Here is an 18,172-nt window from a genome sequence, read left to right as displayed (position 1 = left end):
TTACCGATTAAATATTGAATTTATTTTGGAAAATAGATTTTTTTTATACTTTTACGCAATATGAATACTGTCCCGAAGAGAGTTTTAATTATTCTGGTTGTGTTTTTCCTGGAGCAAACTAATGTTTTTGCTGCGCCCGAACCGCCACCTCCATCCACACCGCCACCGCCACCAGGTCTGCCTTTGGACGGAGCCTTATATATTTTAGTTATGCTTTCAGTGTGTTATGGAATTTACAAACTCAATCAAATAAAAAGTATAAAAAAAGCTTCAAATTAATTTGAAGCTCTTTTTGTTTCTGTGATTTTAAAAATTTACTACCTTAAAGCGTTTAGTCTGGCTACGTATTTTCCGACAACATCAAACTCAAGGTTAATTTTTGTCCCGATTTTAATTTTTTTGAAATTAGTATGCTCATAAGTGTAAGGTATAATCGCTACACTAAATTCATCTTCTTTAGAATTTACAACAGTAAGACTCACGCCATTTACAGTAATAGACCCTTTTTCAATTGTAATATTAGCTAGGTTTTTATCATATTCAAAAGTATAATACCAACTTCCATTGGCTTCTTCAATTGATTTACAGATTCCAACTTGGTCAACGTGCCCTTGGACAATATGTCCGTCAAGGCGATCGCCTAATTTCATAGCGCGTTCCAAATTGATTAAATCGCCACTATTCCATTCACCAAGATTGGTCTTTAAAATTGTTTCTTTAATTGCGGTAACTGTATATTCGTCATTATGGATAGCAACTACTGTAAGACAAACGCCGTTATGAGCTACGCTTTGGTCAATTTTCAACTCATTAGTTATGGCAGAGGAAACGGTAATGTGAAGATTGTCATTTTCTTGTATTAAATCTTTTATAATTCCTAGGGTTTCAATTATTCCTGTAAACATTGTGGTTTTATTTTACTAAATTTGCACTTCAAAATTAGCAATAAATAACTTGTTTTTCTTATGAAAAAAGCAGAAAATATCATCGTTGGGATTTCTATCGGTGATTTGAACGGAATTGGCAGTGAAGTCATTTTAAAGACTTTTGACGATTCAAGGATGCTGGAACTTTGTACTCCAGTAATTTTTGCAAATGTGAAAGTGTTGTCTTTTATAAAGAAAACATTAGGATTAGAAACGCCTTTACATGGTATTGAACAAATCAATCAAATTGTTATTGGTAAAATCAATGTGCTAACTATTTGGAAAGAAAGTGTTGACTTGAATTTTGGAACCGATGACGAAAACATGGGTAAATATGCAATTAAATCATTCGTTGAGGCAACCAAAGCTTTGAAAGATGGTCAAATTGATGTTTTGGTCACAGCGCCAATCAATAAATACAACATTCAATCGGAAGAATTTAAATTCCCCGGGCATACTGATTATTTAGATAAAGAATTAGAAGGCGATGCTTTAATGTTTATGGTTAATGATAATTTGAAAGTTGGATTGCTTACAGATCATATTCCGGTCAATGAAGTAGCAAAACATCTTACGGAGAAATTAATGGTTCAAAAAATCGAAACCATAAAACTTTCTTTGATTCAAGATTTTGGCATCAACAAACCAAAAATAGCAGTTTTGGCTTTGAATCCACACGCAGGAGACAATGGCGTAATCGGAAAAGAAGATGATGAACTATTAAAGCCGGTAATAAAGAAATTATTTGAAAAAGGAACGCTTGTATTTGGTCCTTATGCAGCAGATGGATTTTTTGGCAGCAGCCAATATGAAAAATATGATGCCGTTTTAGCAACTTATCACGATCAGGGGTTAATTCCGTTTAAAACATTATCATTTGGAAGGGGAGTAAATTATACAGCTGGACTAAATAAAATCAGAACTTCACCAGATCATGGAACTGCTTATGAAATTGCAGGAAAGGGCGTTGCTGATTATAATTCGTTTAAAGAAGCCGTTTATACCGCAATTGACATCTATCATTCGAGAAATCGTTATCAGGAAATGAGTAAAAACCCACTGAAAATCAAAGAAAAACAGTTATAAACAAAAAAATGTTTATAACGCTTTTGAAATTGCAATAATTTTATATCTTTGCACTCCCGATTTAGGGCTCAAATTGTTGTTTAGATGAAAAGTACGAATGAATATTTAATTCCTTTCATTGGATTAAAATTAGGAAAGCATCAGTTTGAATTTAAAATTGGTAAAAAGTTCTTTGACGAGTTTGGTTTTGATGAATTTGAAAATTGTGATATTACAGCAGATGTTGTTCTTGATAAAAAAGAAACAATGCTCGAGATTTCCTTTAAACATAGTGGTACAGTTAATGTGCCATGTGATTTGACAGGCGAGCAATTTGATTTACCAATTAAAGGTAAAATTAAAATAGTAGTGCAGTTTGGAGAAGAATTCAACAATGATAATGATGAAATGTTGATTTTACCTCATGGCGAACATCAGATAGATGTTTCACAATACATTTACGAAATGATAGTGTTGTCTGTTCCGCTAAAAAGGATTCATCCCGGAGTAAAGGATGGTACTTTGCAAACGGAGGCATTAGAAAAACTAAAAGAATTGCAGGTTAAAGAAGTAAAAAAAGAGAATAAAGAAGAAGATACGGATCCGCGTTGGGACCAATTAAAAAAACTATTAACGGATAAATAATACAGTAAAATGGCACATCCTAAGAGAAAAATCTCGAAAACTAGAAGAGATAAAAGAAGAACTCACTATAAAGCAACTGTTGCTCAAATCGCAACTTGCCCTATCACTGGTGAAGCACATTTATACCACAGAGCTTACTGGCATGAAGGTAAAATGTACTATAGAGGACAAGTAGTTATTGATAAATCGGTAGCTGTTGCATAATTAAAGTTTTTGACAAAAGCTAACTCTCACTTTGTGGGAGTTTTTTGTTTTAAAGAATTTAAATAAATATCACGCTTTAAATGAAGTTAGGTGTAATTTTTTTTCGTAATTTCCACAACTTTTCACACTAAAAAAAGTGAGAAGAAAAAAAACCGTTTTATGAATACAATCACAGCCGCAATCACCGCAGTTGGAGCTTATGTCCCCGAATTTGTACTCTCAAATCAACTATTGGAAACTTTGGTCGATACTAATGATGAATGGATTACTACACGCACTGGAATTAAAGAAAGAAGAATACTAAAAGAAAAAGGTAAAGGCACTTCTTTTATGGCTATCAAAGCCGCACAGAATTTAATTGCGAAAGCGAATATTAATCCAGCAGAAATTGATTTGGTAATTATGGCAACTACAACGCCTGACATGCCAGTGGCTTCAACAGGAGTTTTTGTAGCAACACAAATTGGAGCGGTAAATGCTTTTGCCTACGATTTACAAGCAGCATGTTCTAGCTTTTTATACGGAATGTCAGCCGCCGCCGCTTATATCCAATCCGGAAGGTATAAAAAAGTACTTTTAATTGGTGCCGATAAAATGTCTTCTATAATTGATTACACGGATAGAGCAACTTGTATTATTTTCGGAGATGGCGCTGGAGCTGTATTATTCGAGCCAAATTACGAAGGGTTAGGATTGCAGGATGAATTATTGAAAAGCGATGGAATAGGTAGAGAATATTTAAAAATTGACGCCGGTGGATCTATTTTGCCTCCATCAAAAGAAACCGTTGAAAATGGGCAGCATTTTGTTTTTCAAGATGGAAAAACAGTTTTCAAATATGCAGTTTCAGGAATGGCGGATGTTAGTGAAAAAATAATGGAACGCAATAACCTTACTAAAGAAGATGTAAACTGGTTAATTGCGCATCAGGCAAATAAAAGAATTATCGATGCTACGGCAAACAGAATGGGGCTTGATGAGGAAAAGGTATTAGTGAATATCCAAAAATACGGAAATACAACATCGGCTACTTTGCCTTTGTTGCTAAGTGATTTTGAACACAAATTAAAAAAAGGGGATAATTTAATTTTTGCAGCATTTGGTGGTGGCTTCACATGGGGTTCCATCTACCTGAAATGGGCATACAACAAACAATAAACTAACTAAAAAATAAATCATGGATTTAAAAGAAATTCAAAACCTAATCAAATTTGTATCCAATTCGGGAGTTGCTGAAGTAAAATTGGAAACGGGAGAAATTAAAATTACGATTAGAACAACATTAGAAGGAAACTCGCCAGATATTACTTATGTACAACAAGCACCAATGCATCAGGCAATGTCTGCTGCTCCAGCGCCAGTTGCTCCAGTAACACCAGCTGCACCAGCTGCACCCGAGGAAAATTCAAAATATGTGACTATCAAATCTCCAATGATTGGAACGTTCTACCGCAAACCATCTCCGGACAAAGCGGTTTTTGTTGAAGTAGGAACTACTATTGGAAAAGGCGATGTGCTTTGTGTAGTAGAAGCAATGAAATTGTTCAACGAAATTGAAGCAGAAATTACTGGAAAAATTGTAAAAATTCTTGTCGACGATATGTCACCAGTTGAATTTGACCAACCTTTATTCTTAGTTGATCCATCATAATTATTTTAAATTTTAAATTTTGAATTATGAATTTATTCATCGTTCATCTAAATCATTTAAAATTTATAATTTATAATTTAAAATAATCCTATTAAGATGTTTAAAAAAATATTAATTGCCAATAGAGGGGAAATTGCACTTCGTGTAATTAGGACTTGTCGTGAGATGGGCATTAAAACGGTAGCGGTTTATTCCACTGCGGATGCGGAAAGTTTACACGTAAAATTTGCAGACGAAGCTGTTTGCATTGGACCTCCGCCAAGTAATTTGTCCTATTTAAAAATGTCCAATATTATAGCGGCTGCAGAAATTACTAATGCAGACGCCATCCATCCTGGATACGGTTTCCTATCCGAAAATGCTAAATTCTCTAAAATTTGTCAGGAACATGGTATCAAGTTTATTGGTGCTTCGCCTGAGATGATTGATAGAATGGGAGACAAAGCTTCGGCAAAAGCTACCATGAAAGCTGCCGGTGTTCCTTGTGTTCCTGGTTCGGAAGGATTGCTAGAATCTTACGAGCAAGCACTTGAATTGTCTAAAGGAATGGGCTTCCCGGTAATGCTTAAAGCAACTGCCGGTGGTGGCGGAAAAGGAATGCGTGCGGTTTGGAAAGAAGAAGATTTATTGAAAGCATGGGAAAGTGCTCGTCAGGAATCTGCTGCTGCATTCGGAAATGACGGAATGTATTTAGAGAAATTAATTGAAGAACCAAGACATATAGAAATACAAGTTGTTGGAGATTCATACGGAAAAGCATGTCACTTATCGGAAAGAGATTGCTCGGTACAACGTCGTCACCAAAAATTAACAGAAGAAACTCCTTCACCTTTTATGACGGACGAATTACGTCACAATATGGGCGAAGCTGCGGTTAAAGCTGCGGAGTTTATCAAATATGAAGGAGCAGGAACCGTAGAGTTTTTGGTAGATAAGCATAGAAATTTCTATTTTATGGAAATGAATACGCGTATACAAGTAGAGCATCCTATTACGGAACAAGTTATTGATTACGATTTGATTCGGGAGCAGATTTTAGTAGCTGCTGGTGTGCCAATTTCGGGTAAGAACTACTTGCCACAATTGCATGCTATTGAATGTCGTATCAATGCGGAAGATCCGTATAATGATTTCAGACCTTCACCAGGAAAAATAACCACTTTGCATGCTCCAGGAGGACATGGAGTTCGATTGGATACGCACGTTTATGCAGGATATACCATTCCGCCAAACTATGATTCGATGATTGCGAAGTTGATTACCACTGCGCAAACCAGACAGGAAGCCATCAATAAAATGAAACGTGCTCTGGATGAATTTGTGATTGAAGGCATTAAAACCACCATCCCTTTTCATAGACAACTGATGGACGAACCCGATTATGTGGCCGGAAATTATACAACAGCCTTTATGGATACTTTTAAAATGAACGATCCAGAATAACTATTTAAAACCCAACTCTAGCAGTTGGGTTTTTTGTTTTATTTAACGCCTTATATAAAAGTTAATTAACGTTTTGTAAGGAATATCACATCGTGATAATTATAGATTTGTCGTTTAATCATAAATGACAAAAACATGAAAAAAATTATTTTGGCACTGGCAATTCTTTGCGTAGGGATGACTCAAGCGCAACAAAGAGAAAAAGGAACTATTGAGCTTATTCCTCAAGTTGGTTTTTCAATTTCAAATTTTTATGGAAGCGACACTTCTGACAATGATGCGATTTCTACCTTAAGTATTGGCGTTGGAGCAGACTATTATTTGAACAACCGCTGGAGTATTCGTTCGGGGCTGCATTATCAAACCATGGGGTCTGATGTGAGTGATACCATACTGGGATTGAGTTATCTTACTGTTCCTTTGAACGCGAACTGGCATTTTGGTAAAGAACGAAAATGGAATTTAAATTTTGGACCGAGTGTTGGCTTACTAACTTATGCAAAATTAGGCGATGTGGATGTTAAAGATGATTTCAATAAGGTTCAGGTTGGATTTAATGTGGGTATTGGGTATAAATTTGAGTTGACTAAAAAGTTAAGTCTTTTAGTGGATTACCAAGGAATGGCTGGATTAACCAATGCTGCGAAAGATGCTACTCTTAAAAATGGTTATGGTTCTATAAATATTGGAGCTGTTTTTAAATTGTAAATTAATATCAATTGAAAACCCAACTGTTATGGTTGGGTTTTTTTACAATTTGTAACTTACCGTAAATAAAAATACTCTTGGCAATACATAGGTGTTTCGTTGGCTTATTACATAATCAGAAAAAGAATACTCATTTTTAGCTTTTAGATTGAGCAAATTATTGATTGAAAACTCAAAACCAAAAGGACTATTTTTTTCTTGATGTCGTAGTGATGTATTCGCCATTTCAAAGTAATTCGTTTGATTGGTATTGTTTGTGTTTTTTAGATTTTGGTATTCGATTTTGTAAATCCAATACTTTAAAAAAGTAACTTCTAGATCAGTATTAAATTCATCTGATTGAAAATTTGATTTTGTTAGTCCCGAAAACTGGCTGAATCCTTTTGTGTATCCGATACTGAAATCGGGCCATTTTTTGTGAGCTGTTTTTAGAGAAATTCCCAGTTCTTGATTGTTTCTATTGTTTGTTGATGTAGTATTGTTTATGGTCTGAATATAGTTAAACCAACTTACATTCGAATTTAATTTCAAGTTGAAACGATATAGCTTTTTAGTTATTGAACCATTAAAACGCCAATTGGTTTCCGGATTATCAGTTAAGATAGGCGTGTTGAATTGGTTTATTCCGTCAAGTTCAATTACATTTCTTGTGGTTTTTACTTTTTTGTTGAAGCTTGCCATAGCGTTAAGCATAATGCCACGATACATATTGGTTTTTGAGTACCGCAGATTTGCTGTGTGGTATTGCTCGTTCTCGAGTAAAGCATTTCCTTTGAAAACCGTATTGTAACTCTGTAACGTAAACTGATTTGCCAATTGACTAACTTCGGGAAAAGTATTGGCTAATCGATACGTAAAGTTTATTGCTTCCGATTTATTGAATTCATAATCACTATTCCATTGGGGCTGTAAGAGCGTTTTTGATATAGAAAAGTTAGCCGCAGTTTGGTTTGTTTTTAAAGTATATTGATGCAAATAAAGTCCGGGCTTGTTTGTCCATTTTCCTATTTTGAATTTGTATTCGAAGCCAATGTATGCATCGTTCAATTGATAGTTCACCTTATTACCAAATCCGGCTGTTGCAAAATCATTAACAGTTCCGTTGGTTAACACTTGTTTCTCTGAAGTTTCATAATTTGAATACCCATAATTATTACCCAGAACCGTATACAAATGATTGAAGTTGTTTAATATCCAATAATGTTTAAATAGCGCATCAACACTGTTGTTTTTTATCTTTTTTACTTGTTCAATGTTATAGTTGGTATCTGTTTGCAACGGAATTAATCCGTCTAGAAAAGGCTGATTGGTCAACCATTGGTTTTGTGGTGTATTGTTTTCGTAGGCTTGATTGACCACAAAAGTTGTTGTGTGATGCGTATTGTAGTTTTTATGCCATTCGATGTATTGTTTTACAGAAACATTATCGGCTTGACTGAGGGTTTTAAATGTTGTATTGTTTATATCGGTAACCGAATTTAGAGTAGCGTTAATGTCGTTAGTACTCGATTGTACTTGGGCGTTATAATACCATTTTTCATTCTTTTTTGGAGAATAATCTAGTTTAATATTTCCGATTCCTAGTACAGAACGGCTGTCGTTATTTTGTAATTTGTTTTCGAAGCTGATGGTGCTGTTTTGCAAATATTCATTTGTGCTTTCTGTTTTGGATGCCATGAATATCTTAGAGAAAATACCATAACCAGAAATATTCCATTTATCTGAAGCATCAATACTAAAATTAAGTGCGCCAAATTGTGACTTGTTTTGTACTACATCTGTATTGTCATTGGTAAACGAATACAAATTAGTGAATGATTTTCTGCCCGAAAGAAAGCTGCTAATTCCGCCGTCAAAACGCATTAAATCCTCGAAAGTAAAGGTGCTTCTGCCTATATTGTTGATGTCGCCAATAAAACTAAAATTGGTTTTGGGCGAATAATAAAATAGTCCGGTGTGCGCGAAATTATATTCGTTGTTGCCAACACCCGCTTCGATATCGCCAAAAACGAATTTCTTTTTGTTTTCTTTTAGTTTTACATTCATGGCTAAATCATCACTGTCTGAAACTTGCTTCATGAAACCAACTTGATTGAAATGGTCTATCACTTCAATTTTATCTAACGCATCTGCAGGGATATTTTCTACAGCTAGTTTGCTTCCTCCACCAAAAAAGGATTTGCCTTCCACCAGCATTTTAGTAACTTTCTTGCCTTGAACGGTTATGTTTCCTTTTTTATCCACTTCAACTCCCGGAAGTTTTTCGAGTACTTCCTTCATCTTCCTTTCGTTGCCATTGGCGAATGCTTTTACATCATAAGTAAGAGTGTCTTTCTTGACCACAATGGGTTTGTACTCGTGTTTGATTACGATTTCTTTAAGCTGTTGTCCTGTAGCTCTAAGTTTGAAATTGTGTGAAGTAATAGAAGAGTTGGGCTCGATAAGGAGTACTTCTTCAACAAAACCGATGTACGAAGCAGTTACTTCATATTTTATGGCGTTTTCTAACTCTAAACGGTAACGTCCTTTGTTATCTGCAATGGCAAATTTAAGTTGAGCAGTATCCTGTAATGGTTTTGCTATGATGTTGGCACTTTCTAAAGGAATATTTATAGAATCAGAAACCACACCGGTGATGGTGCGGGTTTGGGAGAAGGCGAATGAACTTATTAATACTAAGAAAAGAGCTTTGTACATTAATATTATTCTTTTTCATTCATAAATTCTTCATGCTTTTTTTCTATCAGTTTTTCTATTTCTTGATCTGTAATGGCCTTGTAATTTTTAAGTTTTGTTTTTAGCACAATTGTGTCATTACTTAAAATAATTTTTTTTGTGCCAAAAACAGCATCCTTTGTTTGAAGTTCAAGAATTAATCCAGGTAATGCTCCAAAACCATTTGGCCCGAAAGCGAATGGAATTTGAGGACAAAACCAAGCGGTTACAGGATGTTTAAAAGTTCCTTTTGGATTAATAACTACTATTTCGTTTGTTGCTTTGTAACACTTGTATTGGTCAATAAATTTGGTTTCAGCAGAAATAACCCAACCTTTTAAAATTTCTTTTTTTACTATAAAATTTCCTATTCTCTCTAAAGAAGTCTCTTTATATAGACTATCATTTTTTTGTAGAATATTGCCGTGGAAACCAATTTTTAATATTCCCATTTTACTGGCATCTTCATCAGAATACAACTTTTCAGTTTTTAAAAAGAAAGATTCTTTAGAATTGAAAGTGAGTGTAAATTCAAACTCTTTTGTAATTGTTAGATAATTGGCATTCATAGATAACATCAATTCATCTAGTTTACTGTCTTTGTTTTCTATAACAGTTACGCCGTAAGATACCGTGCCCGATTTGATTTGGGAAGTAACATTAAGGGTAATCAACATTGTGAGGAAGATTATTTTTTCTTTCATTCTTTTAACTATTAATTTCCCGACAATACTTTTTGTTCATATTCTTCATTAGTTACTGTTTTGCCCTTAGGGAAATCTATAGCTATTTCTTTGTCATTTAAGATTATTTTTTTAGCAATATAGGTTGTGTAGCTTTCTGTTAATTCTAAAATTAATCCAGGTAGCCCAAAATATTGTTTGGGGCCAAAAGAATACGGGAGACTGGGGGCAAACCAGGCCGTTATGATTTTTTCTTTTTTGCCAACCCTGCTTATATATGAAATAGAACAAGTAGCTTTGTAGCACATATATTGATCTATTTTTTTTGACTCTGTCGAAATTTCCCAGCCATAATCTTTGGATTGCTCTTTTATTAAAATGTTCTCCTCATTTTTTTTTAAAAGTATTTTTTTATCTAAGTAAAGGTAAAATGAGTCAGATGTGGTATAGGCAATTTTAGCTAATTTACTTAATGTTTCATCTTGCTCAATGTCTAAAGATTCTTTATTAGTAAATGAAGAAATTTTCCCTTTAAATTTTAATTCAAATTCTTGTGTTTTAGCGGTATTAATGATGTTTTTAACCATTTCGTTCTGGCTGTTACCTTCCTTCAATGGAACATTAACTTCTGCTATTCCATATTCAACTATTCCATAGTTGTTTTGGGAAAAGCAAATGGTGCTTATGAACAGGCATGATGTTAAAATTATTTTCTTTATCATTATGTTTTTTTTAAAGCTATGCAGGCAGAAAAAATGTATATCTTAATATCAATAAATTTAGTTATTTTTTACCTTCTTGAATATCCGCTTCCTCAATCATTTCTGTAATTTTATCTGATAATTTAATACTGTATTCATCAATAGAAATTTTATTAATTCCATATGGTTTTATAATTTTCTTTTCCTCTAATTCAAGAGTTATTTTAGTTGCAACTAAAGTTACATCCAGATAGCTGATTTCTAATATCAAACCCGGTAAATCGTTATAATATACTGGCCCAAAGTTAATTGGAATTTGAGGACAAAACCAAGCTGTAACTTCGTATTCAATTTTAGCGGATTTATTATTGTAAAAATAATCGCTAGTAGTAGCCTTGTAGCAACTTTTACCATCAATTATTTTTTTTTCTTTAGTTACATTCCAATTCTTAATTTGCTCTTTCCTTATTAAGAACTCATTTTTATGGAAGAAAATAAAATTTGGATTGTTGTTAAAAATAAATGTTTTATCGGTATTAAAATAAATTGGAGTTGAATATTTTGATTTGTTTATCGCCAATTGTGTAGAAAGATTCGAGGATGAAATCCCGTTATTTTCAATAAAATAAGAAATAGTATCATTTATATATAGCCTAAAATAAACATTTCCACTTTCTTTTACTATCCCTTTTAGTATTTGTGAATTTTGTGAGTCGGTCACGCCTACTTGATCAGATATATACAACGTGTAATCAACTGTTAATTTCTTTCTTACTTGGGAAAAGCATATAGCGCTTAAGAATAGATAGAATATTACAATGAGTTTGTTTGCCATTTATTCAGATAAATTGAGGGTCAAATGCTTTTACTCCTCTTCCATTTTTTTTAAAAGTAATTTTTCCAATTGTATTTCAGTAATTATTTTTATGTTTTTGATTTCACTAACATCAAAATCATCTTTGGTTTCAAGATTGATTTTAGACACGCCAAAAACACTATTTCGCACTTGTAATTCTAATATTAATCCAGGTAGATTTCCATAACCATTTGGTCCGAATGGGTAGGGTAAATTTGGACAAAACCACGCTGTAACGGGATGATTAAACTCTTTGTCAGGACTAATTACAGTATATACGTTAGTAGCCTTGTAACATAGATGTTTGTCAATCATTTTAGTTTCATTAGTTATTTTCCAATTTGAAATATTGTTTTTTCTGACATATATTTTACCTCCTAGAATGGAAGATTGAACAAGTACTGAATCTTTAAAGGTATAAACATTTCCGGCATATCCTATGAAAGGGAAAATTGCATTATTTGAGCCATTACCATCCTCCAGGTTTAAAATCGATTTATTTACGAATTTTGAATTGCCATTTTTTGCCAATAATAAGAAAGATAGCTTTCCCGAATTCGTTATTGCATTTTTAAGTAATTGTTTTAGAGCACTGTTGTTGTCAAAAAGTTTTTCTTCATCGTTAACTATCACCTTATATTCAATGCTGATTGTATTTAGTTGTGCGTTAAGGTTGAAAAATGCGAAAATAAAAAATAAGGAGTAATAATACTTCATAGTCAATTATATTTAAACCCACCCAGATAATGTCAAAGGGGGGTTTTGTTTTAGATTATGGTTCTATGGAAAAATTCTTCATACAGTCAAAATATATAGAGTATGAAAGGCTTGTTGAGTCACTAACGCTAAAACCAGCCTCTCTGGCAGCATTATAAGCTTTAAATTTTTCAAATACACAATCGGGTCCTACGGCTTCTTCTGTGTTTTTTTGATCTTTTAAACTAAGATTAATCGCCTCTACAGTCTTAAATTCAATTTTAATAATTGTATTCGCCATCGAAATTCCGCTAAATGCAACTAGTGCAATAGCTGTAAAAAATAATTTTTTCATTTTAATACGTTTTAGATTTATAACTAATTTTTGACTTATAACAAAATGATTTTCTGCAGAATGGTTTTGTTGAATGTAAAATTGACTAATTATTTTGGAAGTATTATAAAACTAACCTCGCAAAATTATTCGCAAATGGAATAATTTTATGTTTAATTTTTTGTAGGATTAGTTTTATCTGATAATTTAATACTGTATTCATCAATAGAAATTTTATTAATTCCATATGGTTTTATAATTTTCTTTTCCTCTAATTCAAGAGTTATTTTAGTTGCAACTAAAGTTACATCCAGATAGCTGATTTCTAATATCAAACCTATAATATACTGGTCCGAAGTTAAGTGGAATTTGAGGACAAAACCAAGCTGTAACTTCATATTTTATGGCGTTTTCTAACTCTAAGCAATAACGTCCTTTATTGTCTGCGATGGCGAATTTAAGTTGTGCATTTTCCATCAAGGGTTTTGCTATGATGTTGGCACTTTCTAACGGAACATTTATAGAATCAGAAACCACACGGGTGATGGTGTGGGTTTGTGAGAAGGTGAATGAACTTATTAATAATAAGAAAAGCGTTTTGTGCATTAAAATTATTCTTTGGGATTAAAATAATTTAATTTTAAATTTTCAACTTCTTTTGCATCTCTTAATTTATTTAAATCTGGTCTTTCTATATAGGGTTCTTTAATGGGATTAAATTCAATTTGTTTAGCACCAAAAACCACACCTCTTCTATCTAATTCTAAGATTAAACCTGGTAATCCATTATAAAAAAGCGGTCCACTTGAAATAGGAATTTGTGGTGCATACCAAGCAGTGACTAAAAATTTCGATTCTTTACCACTTAACAGGTTGGTTACAACATCCTCAAATGTTGCTTTGTAACATAAAAAACCGGATATATCCTTGGTTTCTGTTGTTAGCCGCCAATTATACTTAATTTTTACTTTTTGGAGAACATATTTTCCTAAAATTGACTCATCAAAACTTTGGTAATAATAGGGTGAATTTAATTCTGAATAAGTTGTTGAAGTGAATCCACTAAATGCTTTTGCAAACGCTATCCCACCTGAGGAACTATCTTCGATAGTATTATTGACATAAAAATAGGTTTCCAAATTATTGACACTTAGGGTAAAGCTAAGATATTTTGCATTTTCACTTGCAGATTTATGATACACACTAATTATGTTGTCTTTTGAAATTTTGTCGTCATCCCCAATTATGACATCATATTTGACATTTAATTTATCATTTTGAGCAAGCAGGTTTAATGAGGAAAAAAATAAAATAAAAAATAAAGATCTCATCGTTGTTATTTTTAGAAAAAAACACTTGCAGGTTTTGCAAGTGTTTTTAATGAATGGATATTAGTGAACTCTTTTAAATTAGTTAATTAAATCGACATACATAAAGTATAAACCGCTTGTGCTATATTGAATGATCCTTCAAGTGGAACGTCTGCTAACATGGCTTGAACAAATGCTTTATGGCCTGCTTCATTACACATTTCATGACTACCTCTAACTAAATCAACTTTTTGTTTTATGACAACCGTTTCTGCCATCGAAACTCCACTAAATGCAACTAGTGCAATAGCTGTAAAAAATAATTTTTTCATTTTAATTCATTTTAAACTTATAACTAATTTTTGACTTATAACAAAAATAATTTTCTGCAGAATGGTTTTGTTGAATGTAAAATTGACTAATTATTTTGGAAGTGTTATAAAACTAAGCTCGCAAAATTATTCGCAAATGGAATAATTTTATGTTTAATTTTTTGTAGGATTAGTTTTTTTTTTTGGTATATTTGGTTTTTGCAAATACCACAATTTAGTATAGTTATAATAGTATGTCTCTGGATATACCTAATATTTTGTGTGTATGAATGTTGATAAAATTCTTTTGCAAATTCGGGCTAAGCGCCAATCTTTAAACTATTCGCAAGAATATGTTGCACATTTCCATATCTATCCGAAACTAGAATCTTTAGCCGAAGTTTCACGGTTATTTGTTTAAGTAGAGCGCCTTCTCATGGCGCCATTGACGTCTAAAGCTGCACTAGGAGTGTGGATTGCTATGCCGACTTGCGTTGTGCTTGAAATCAAGAACAAAATGCAAACTAATAGTATACTTGTTATCTTTTGAGAATTTATGGTACTCAGAAATAATAAAAAAGCAGACAAAATGGGAATATTATAGATTAAATGCGTTAAAATAATTTCGACACAAGAATTTTTCCTATAAATTCAAAATATTTTTTTGGTTCTAAAATCTAACCAAAGTTTTTTAAACTGTAATAAAACTACAACGATCATCAATGATTCAAAAGGATAACTGAATCTCGAATTGGTTCCATAAGTTGAAAATGCCTGAAGTAAAGATGTTACTATAATAATTGTTGTAATGATAATTTCTGATGAAAAAGTGCGATTTTTCATGAAAGAAAAAAGTAGAAGCAAGATGTTAAAGAGAAAGGCAATTTTAAAAAAACGAAGTAGATAATGCTGAATATCCCAAACCCAAATAAATGCAGGCGCCGATTTTTTTACCTTAAATTGTGTTTCATTCCAATAAATATCAGTTCTCCAGAAATCATACCATGAAACAGTTACCTGTTTTAGATAATCGGCTGGATTGTTTTTTATAAGTTCTTTGCTGTACTGACTTAACTCGAAGGATAAATCAACAAAAGATAAGCCTGTTGCCTCTTGGATATCGTTGTATGCGTCCCAGATTGACATTGAAACATCTTTTCCTTGACTTATTTTTTCCTCTCTGTGACGCACATAGATTTTTGAAATTTCCTCGTATTTGGGTGAAGTCTTTTCTGCAAAATAAACGCAGTTTTGAGATAGGTTATAGCCATAAAAAGTAGTAGGCACAAAATATCCGGTATTGATTTTGTTTACATAAGACCAACCTAAGAAAATCATTATCGGAAAAAAAAGTATGATTATTTTAGAGCTGCGAAAAATACCCGCATTAAAATTTTTTAAAATAAAAAAACCATAAATAAGGATAGGCAGAAAGATATAAAAAGGCTTAATAAATACCAGATAAGCCAGTAAAAACGCCATCAATAAATCTGTTTTAATGGATTTATTATTAAAATAATTGTTTAGCATGACATTGAAAACAAATGTCATAAAAAACAATGTCAATGATTCTGTTAGGATACAAGTTTCATAAAAAGCCACATGTAAAAAACTGTTCATAACAAGAGTTGCAAACAAGGCATTTTTACTGCTGAATTTTAAAAGCAGCATATTTTTATACAAAACAACCATACTAGCAACACCTATCAAAAATTGCAAAAAAATAACAATGTAGAAGTTCCCGTTGGCAAGTGATAGGAGCAAAGGATAACCGGGACTTCTATAGCCGAAATATCCTGATAAATTTAAATTTGTTAGCAGCGTGGACAACTCTCTGTAACCATCGCTATCAGGGAAAGTAGAAATGTGTTGATAAAAAACCAAAATAATGATACGCAATAAAGCACCAAAAATAACTATTGTACGTAATGGATTTTTATATAGTAAATTCATATTACTCATAAGGTTTCTTTCAACCATTTGTAAAATTCGCGTTGCCAAACGATACCGTTTTGAGGTTTTAACACCCAGTGGTTTTCTTCTGGTAAATAAAGCAAACGGCTTTTTATTCCGCGAAGTTGTGCTGCTTGGAATGCTTCTTGTCCTTGTCCGATTGGCACTCGGTAATCTTTTCCGCCTTGGATAATTAAGATGGGCGTATTCCATTTGTCTACATAATTAATTGGGTTGAAGGTTGTATATCCTTTTTGGGCCACGGCATTGTTTTTATCCCAATACGCGCCACCAAAATCCCAGTAATTAAAGAACACTTCTTCGGTTGTACCAAACATACTTTGTGTATTGAAAACCCCATCATGAGCGATAAATGTTTTGAAACGGTTGTTGTGAATTCCGGCTAAGAAGAAAGCTGAGTAACCACCATAACTAGCCCCAACGCAACCTAAACGTGTTTTGTCTACATAATTTTCTTTAGATACATCATCAATCGCCGAAAGGTAATCGTCCATCACTTGTCCGCCCCAATCTTTTGAGATTTGTTCGTTCCATGCTTGTCCGTGACCGTACATTCCGCGACGGTTTGGCGCTACAACAATGTATCCTTGAGATGCCATTAGCGAAAAATTCCAACGGAACGAATAGAATTGTGTTAGTGGCGATTGTGGTCCACCTTGGCAATATAATAAAGTTGGATACTTTTTAGTTTTATCAAAATTAGGAGGAAGAATTACCCAAACTAACATCTTTTTGCCGTCAGTTGTCGTTACATATCTTCTTTCGTATTTTGGTAAAGCCAATGACGCGTACATTTCGTTATTTGTTTTCGTCAATTGTGTAAATGTCTTTTTCTTTAGATTATAGGAATAGATTTCATCCGCATGATTCATATCGGTTCTCATAACGATGATGTTGTCTCCAGAAAGATCTACAATTGCATGAACGTCAAAATCTCCCGAAGTTACTTGTTTAACCGTCACAGCGATTTTGGTAACCCCTGGAAAATTAACTTCGAATAGTTGAATTGTTCCATCGATTGCTGCCGTGAAATATACTTTTTTGCCATCGGCGCTCCATTTGAAACTTTCTACAGAACCATCCCAAGCAGCAGTCAAATTTATTTTAATTCCTTTGAAACTAACGATGATGTCATTTTTATCGGCTTCATAGCCATCGCGTTTCATTTGGAGCCAAGTCAAATCTCCGTTTGGAGAGAAAGCGGGATTGGTATCGTAACCCAAATTTTCTTCGGTTAGATTTTTAGTTGTTTTTGTTTCGATGTTGTATTGGTACAAATCCGTATTGGTGGAAATAGCGTAGGCCGTTCCGAATTTCTTTTTAGAAACATAGACAATGCTTTTACTATCTGGGGACCAAATGTAATCTTCATCACCACCAAATGGTTTTTGTGGTGCATCATAGGGTTCTCCTTTCATGATGTCAATTGGAGCTGCTTTGCTTCCTTTATTGAGTGCATAAAAAACATGATTGTGCGTTCCGTTATTCCAAGTGTCCCAATGGCGGTAGTCTAGTCCGTCGTATATTTGTGCTTCTGATTGGTCTAATTCTGGATAAAAATCTTTTCCTAAAACACTTTCGGTTTTCACTTCGGCATCGGATAAAATATAGATTCCATCAGGAGAAACATTTTTGTTAGATAATAACTCTTTAGTCTGCGCTTCTTCAATTTCTATTGGATTTCCGGCAGTAACGGGAATGGTATAGAATTTTGAATTTGATTTGTTTTCTGCTACAGAAGGGGTTGCTACTTTGTAAACGATTGTTTTTCCATCTTTAGTTATTCCTAAAGGAGAAACTCTACCAAGTTTCCATAAGGTTTCCGGAGTTAAAACCTGTTGTGCAGATGCTGCTATGCCCATAGTGCAGAGAATTAAAAAAAGTATCTTTTTCATTTTTGATAAATTTATTGAGATGCTAAAAGTAACAAAATTAATCCACAAAAAAAGC

General features: G+C 33.3%; 20 protein-coding genes. 8 read left to right on the top strand and 12 right to left on the bottom strand.

What is annotated here, in order from left to right; all coding sequences use genetic code 11:
- Positions 1-60: 60 nt before the first annotated feature.
- Positions 61-279 carry a hypothetical protein gene (locus PSU83_RS05435; protein ID WP_300587648.1) on the top strand — a complete coding sequence of 73 codons (219 nt, stop codon included), beginning with the start codon at positions 61-63 and terminating at the stop codon, positions 277-279.
- Positions 280-317: 38 nt separating this feature from the next.
- On the opposite strand, the gene PSU83_RS05430 is transcribed toward PSU83_RS05435, so the two are convergent.
- A complete protein-coding gene (locus tag PSU83_RS05430) occupies positions 318-905 on the bottom strand; it encodes a riboflavin synthase (RefSeq protein WP_300587645.1) in 588 nt (195 codons plus the stop codon).
- Between the two features lie 60 nt (positions 906-965).
- Here PSU83_RS05430 and pdxA point away from each other — a divergent pair, with 60 nt between their 5' ends.
- The 7 genes from pdxA to PSU83_RS05395 all read left to right on the top strand — a co-directional run bounded on the left by pdxA (position 966) and on the right by PSU83_RS05395 (position 6,642).
- Complete coding sequence (gene pdxA / locus PSU83_RS05425; RefSeq protein ID WP_300587642.1) at positions 966-2,012, top strand: 4-hydroxythreonine-4-phosphate dehydrogenase PdxA; 1,047 nt, start codon at positions 966-968, stop codon at positions 2,010-2,012.
- An 84-nt stretch (positions 2,013-2,096) separates the two neighbouring features.
- Positions 2,097-2,636, top strand: coding sequence for a DUF177 domain-containing protein (locus PSU83_RS05420; protein WP_300587639.1), 540 nt, complete (start codon positions 2,097-2,099; stop codon positions 2,634-2,636).
- 9 nt (positions 2,637-2,645) lie between these two features.
- Positions 2,646-2,840, top strand: a complete 195-nt coding sequence (rpmF, locus tag PSU83_RS05415; RefSeq protein WP_007137315.1) for a 50S ribosomal protein L32 — start codon at positions 2,646-2,648, stop codon at positions 2,838-2,840.
- Between the two features lie 159 nt (positions 2,841-2,999).
- Positions 3,000-3,998: a beta-ketoacyl-ACP synthase III gene (locus PSU83_RS05410; protein WP_300587635.1), complete on the top strand. Its 999-nt coding sequence runs from the start codon at positions 3,000-3,002 to the stop codon at positions 3,996-3,998.
- Between the two features lie 19 nt (positions 3,999-4,017).
- Complete coding sequence (accB, locus tag PSU83_RS05405) at positions 4,018-4,491, top strand: acetyl-CoA carboxylase biotin carboxyl carrier protein (protein WP_300587632.1); 474 nt, start codon at positions 4,018-4,020, stop codon at positions 4,489-4,491.
- Between the two features lie 96 nt (positions 4,492-4,587).
- Positions 4,588-5,934 carry an acetyl-CoA carboxylase biotin carboxylase subunit gene (gene accC, locus PSU83_RS05400; protein WP_300587629.1) on the top strand — a complete coding sequence of 449 codons (1,347 nt, stop codon included), beginning with the start codon at positions 4,588-4,590 and terminating at the stop codon, positions 5,932-5,934.
- A gap of 135 nt (positions 5,935-6,069) precedes the next feature.
- Positions 6,070-6,642 (top strand): porin family protein, encoded by a 573-nt coding sequence (locus tag PSU83_RS05395; RefSeq protein WP_300587626.1) that lies wholly within the window; start codon positions 6,070-6,072, stop codon positions 6,640-6,642.
- A gap of 42 nt (positions 6,643-6,684) precedes the next feature.
- On the opposite strand, the gene PSU83_RS05390 is transcribed toward PSU83_RS05395, so the two are convergent.
- The 11 genes from PSU83_RS05390 to PSU83_RS05340 all read right to left on the bottom strand — a co-directional run bounded on the left by PSU83_RS05390 (position 6,685) and on the right by PSU83_RS05340 (position 18,117).
- Entirely contained in the window at positions 6,685-9,339 is a 2,655-nt protein-coding gene (locus tag PSU83_RS05390) for a TonB-dependent receptor (RefSeq protein ID WP_300587623.1), read from the bottom strand.
- 5 nt (positions 9,340-9,344) lie between these two features.
- Positions 9,345-10,061: a GLPGLI family protein gene (locus tag PSU83_RS05385; protein WP_300587621.1), complete on the bottom strand. Its 717-nt coding sequence runs from the start codon at positions 10,059-10,061 to the stop codon at positions 9,345-9,347.
- Between the two features lie 11 nt (positions 10,062-10,072).
- On the bottom strand, positions 10,073-10,762 hold the full coding sequence (locus tag PSU83_RS05380; protein WP_300587618.1) for a GLPGLI family protein: 690 nt from the start codon (positions 10,760-10,762) through the stop codon (positions 10,073-10,075).
- A gap of 61 nt (positions 10,763-10,823) precedes the next feature.
- Entirely contained in the window at positions 10,824-11,576 is a 753-nt protein-coding gene (locus tag PSU83_RS05375; protein ID WP_300587615.1) for a GLPGLI family protein, read from the bottom strand.
- Positions 11,577-11,606: 30 nt separating this feature from the next.
- On the bottom strand, positions 11,607-12,314 hold the full coding sequence (locus PSU83_RS05370; protein WP_300587612.1) for a GLPGLI family protein: 708 nt from the start codon (positions 12,312-12,314) through the stop codon (positions 11,607-11,609).
- A gap of 55 nt (positions 12,315-12,369) precedes the next feature.
- Positions 12,370-12,648 (bottom strand): hypothetical protein, encoded by a 279-nt coding sequence (locus tag PSU83_RS05365; protein WP_300587609.1) that lies wholly within the window; start codon positions 12,646-12,648, stop codon positions 12,370-12,372.
- A 267-nt stretch (positions 12,649-12,915) separates the two neighbouring features.
- Complete coding sequence (locus PSU83_RS05360; RefSeq protein ID WP_300587606.1) at positions 12,916-13,233, bottom strand: hypothetical protein; 318 nt, start codon at positions 13,231-13,233, stop codon at positions 12,916-12,918.
- A 5-nt stretch (positions 13,234-13,238) separates the two neighbouring features.
- Positions 13,239-13,958, bottom strand: coding sequence for a GLPGLI family protein (locus tag PSU83_RS05355; RefSeq protein ID WP_300587604.1), 720 nt, complete (start codon positions 13,956-13,958; stop codon positions 13,239-13,241).
- Positions 13,959-14,044: 86 nt separating this feature from the next.
- Positions 14,045-14,269 (bottom strand): hypothetical protein, encoded by a 225-nt coding sequence (locus tag PSU83_RS05350; protein ID WP_300587602.1) that lies wholly within the window; start codon positions 14,267-14,269, stop codon positions 14,045-14,047.
- Between the two features lie 630 nt (positions 14,270-14,899).
- Positions 14,900-16,201 carry a hypothetical protein gene (locus tag PSU83_RS05345; protein ID WP_300587600.1) on the bottom strand — a complete coding sequence of 434 codons (1,302 nt, stop codon included), beginning with the start codon at positions 16,199-16,201 and terminating at the stop codon, positions 14,900-14,902.
- A gap of 5 nt (positions 16,202-16,206) precedes the next feature.
- Positions 16,207-18,117 carry a S9 family peptidase gene (locus tag PSU83_RS05340; protein ID WP_300587597.1) on the bottom strand — a complete coding sequence of 637 codons (1,911 nt, stop codon included), beginning with the start codon at positions 18,115-18,117 and terminating at the stop codon, positions 16,207-16,209.
- Positions 18,118-18,172 lie beyond the last annotated feature (55 nt).

Origin of the sequence: Flavobacterium sp., from assembly GCF_029945805.1 — a bacterium.
GTDB lineage: Bacteria > Bacteroidota > Bacteroidia > Flavobacteriales > Flavobacteriaceae > Flavobacterium.
The sequence above is the reverse complement of the archived record's forward strand: the minus strand, read 5'-3'. Positions and strand labels throughout refer to the sequence as shown.

Bases quoted from the DNA above. Each gene is read 5' to 3' on its own strand.
- PSU83_RS05365 (WP_300587609.1), bottom strand. From the start codon at position 12,648: ATGAAAAAATTATTTTTTACAGCTATTGCACTAGTTGCATTTAGCGGA.
- accB (WP_300587632.1), top strand. From the start codon at position 4,018: ATGGATTTAAAAGAAATTCAAAACCTAATCAAATTTGTATCCAATTCG.
- accC (WP_300587629.1), top strand. From the start codon at position 4,588: ATGTTTAAAAAAATATTAATTGCCAATAGAGGGGAAATTGCACTTCGT.
- PSU83_RS05385 (WP_300587621.1), bottom strand. From the start codon at position 10,061: ATGAAAGAAAAAATAATCTTCCTCACAATGTTGATTACCCTTAATGTT.
- PSU83_RS05420 (WP_300587639.1), top strand. From the start codon at position 2,097: ATGAAAAGTACGAATGAATATTTAATTCCTTTCATTGGATTAAAATTA.
- PSU83_RS05355 (WP_300587604.1), bottom strand. From the start codon at position 13,958: ATGAGATCTTTATTTTTTATTTTATTTTTTTCCTCATTAAACCTGCTT.
- PSU83_RS05390 (WP_300587623.1), bottom strand. From the start codon at position 9,339: ATGTACAAAGCTCTTTTCTTAGTATTAATAAGTTCATTCGCCTTCTCC.
- PSU83_RS05435 (WP_300587648.1), top strand. From the start codon at position 61: ATGAATACTGTCCCGAAGAGAGTTTTAATTATTCTGGTTGTGTTTTTC.
- PSU83_RS05380 (WP_300587618.1), bottom strand. From the start codon at position 10,762: ATGATAAAGAAAATAATTTTAACATCATGCCTGTTCATAAGCACCATT.
- PSU83_RS05350 (WP_300587602.1), bottom strand. From the start codon at position 14,269: ATGAAAAAATTATTTTTTACAGCTATTGCACTAGTTGCATTTAGTGGA.
- PSU83_RS05370 (WP_300587612.1), bottom strand. From the start codon at position 12,314: ATGAAGTATTATTACTCCTTATTTTTTATTTTCGCATTTTTCAACCTT.
- PSU83_RS05360 (WP_300587606.1), bottom strand. From the start codon at position 13,233: ATGCACAAAACGCTTTTCTTATTATTAATAAGTTCATTCACCTTCTCA.
- PSU83_RS05395 (WP_300587626.1), top strand. From the start codon at position 6,070: ATGAAAAAAATTATTTTGGCACTGGCAATTCTTTGCGTAGGGATGACT.
- rpmF (WP_007137315.1), top strand. From the start codon at position 2,646: ATGGCACATCCTAAGAGAAAAATCTCGAAAACTAGAAGAGATAAAAGA.
- PSU83_RS05345 (WP_300587600.1), bottom strand. From the start codon at position 16,201: ATGAATTTACTATATAAAAATCCATTACGTACAATAGTTATTTTTGGT.
- pdxA (WP_300587642.1), top strand. From the start codon at position 966: ATGAAAAAAGCAGAAAATATCATCGTTGGGATTTCTATCGGTGATTTG.
- PSU83_RS05340 (WP_300587597.1), bottom strand. From the start codon at position 18,117: ATGAAAAAGATACTTTTTTTAATTCTCTGCACTATGGGCATAGCAGCA.
- PSU83_RS05375 (WP_300587615.1), bottom strand. From the start codon at position 11,576: ATGGCAAACAAACTCATTGTAATATTCTATCTATTCTTAAGCGCTATA.
- PSU83_RS05410 (WP_300587635.1), top strand. From the start codon at position 3,000: ATGAATACAATCACAGCCGCAATCACCGCAGTTGGAGCTTATGTCCCC.
- PSU83_RS05430 (WP_300587645.1), bottom strand. From the start codon at position 905: ATGTTTACAGGAATAATTGAAACCCTAGGAATTATAAAAGATTTAATA.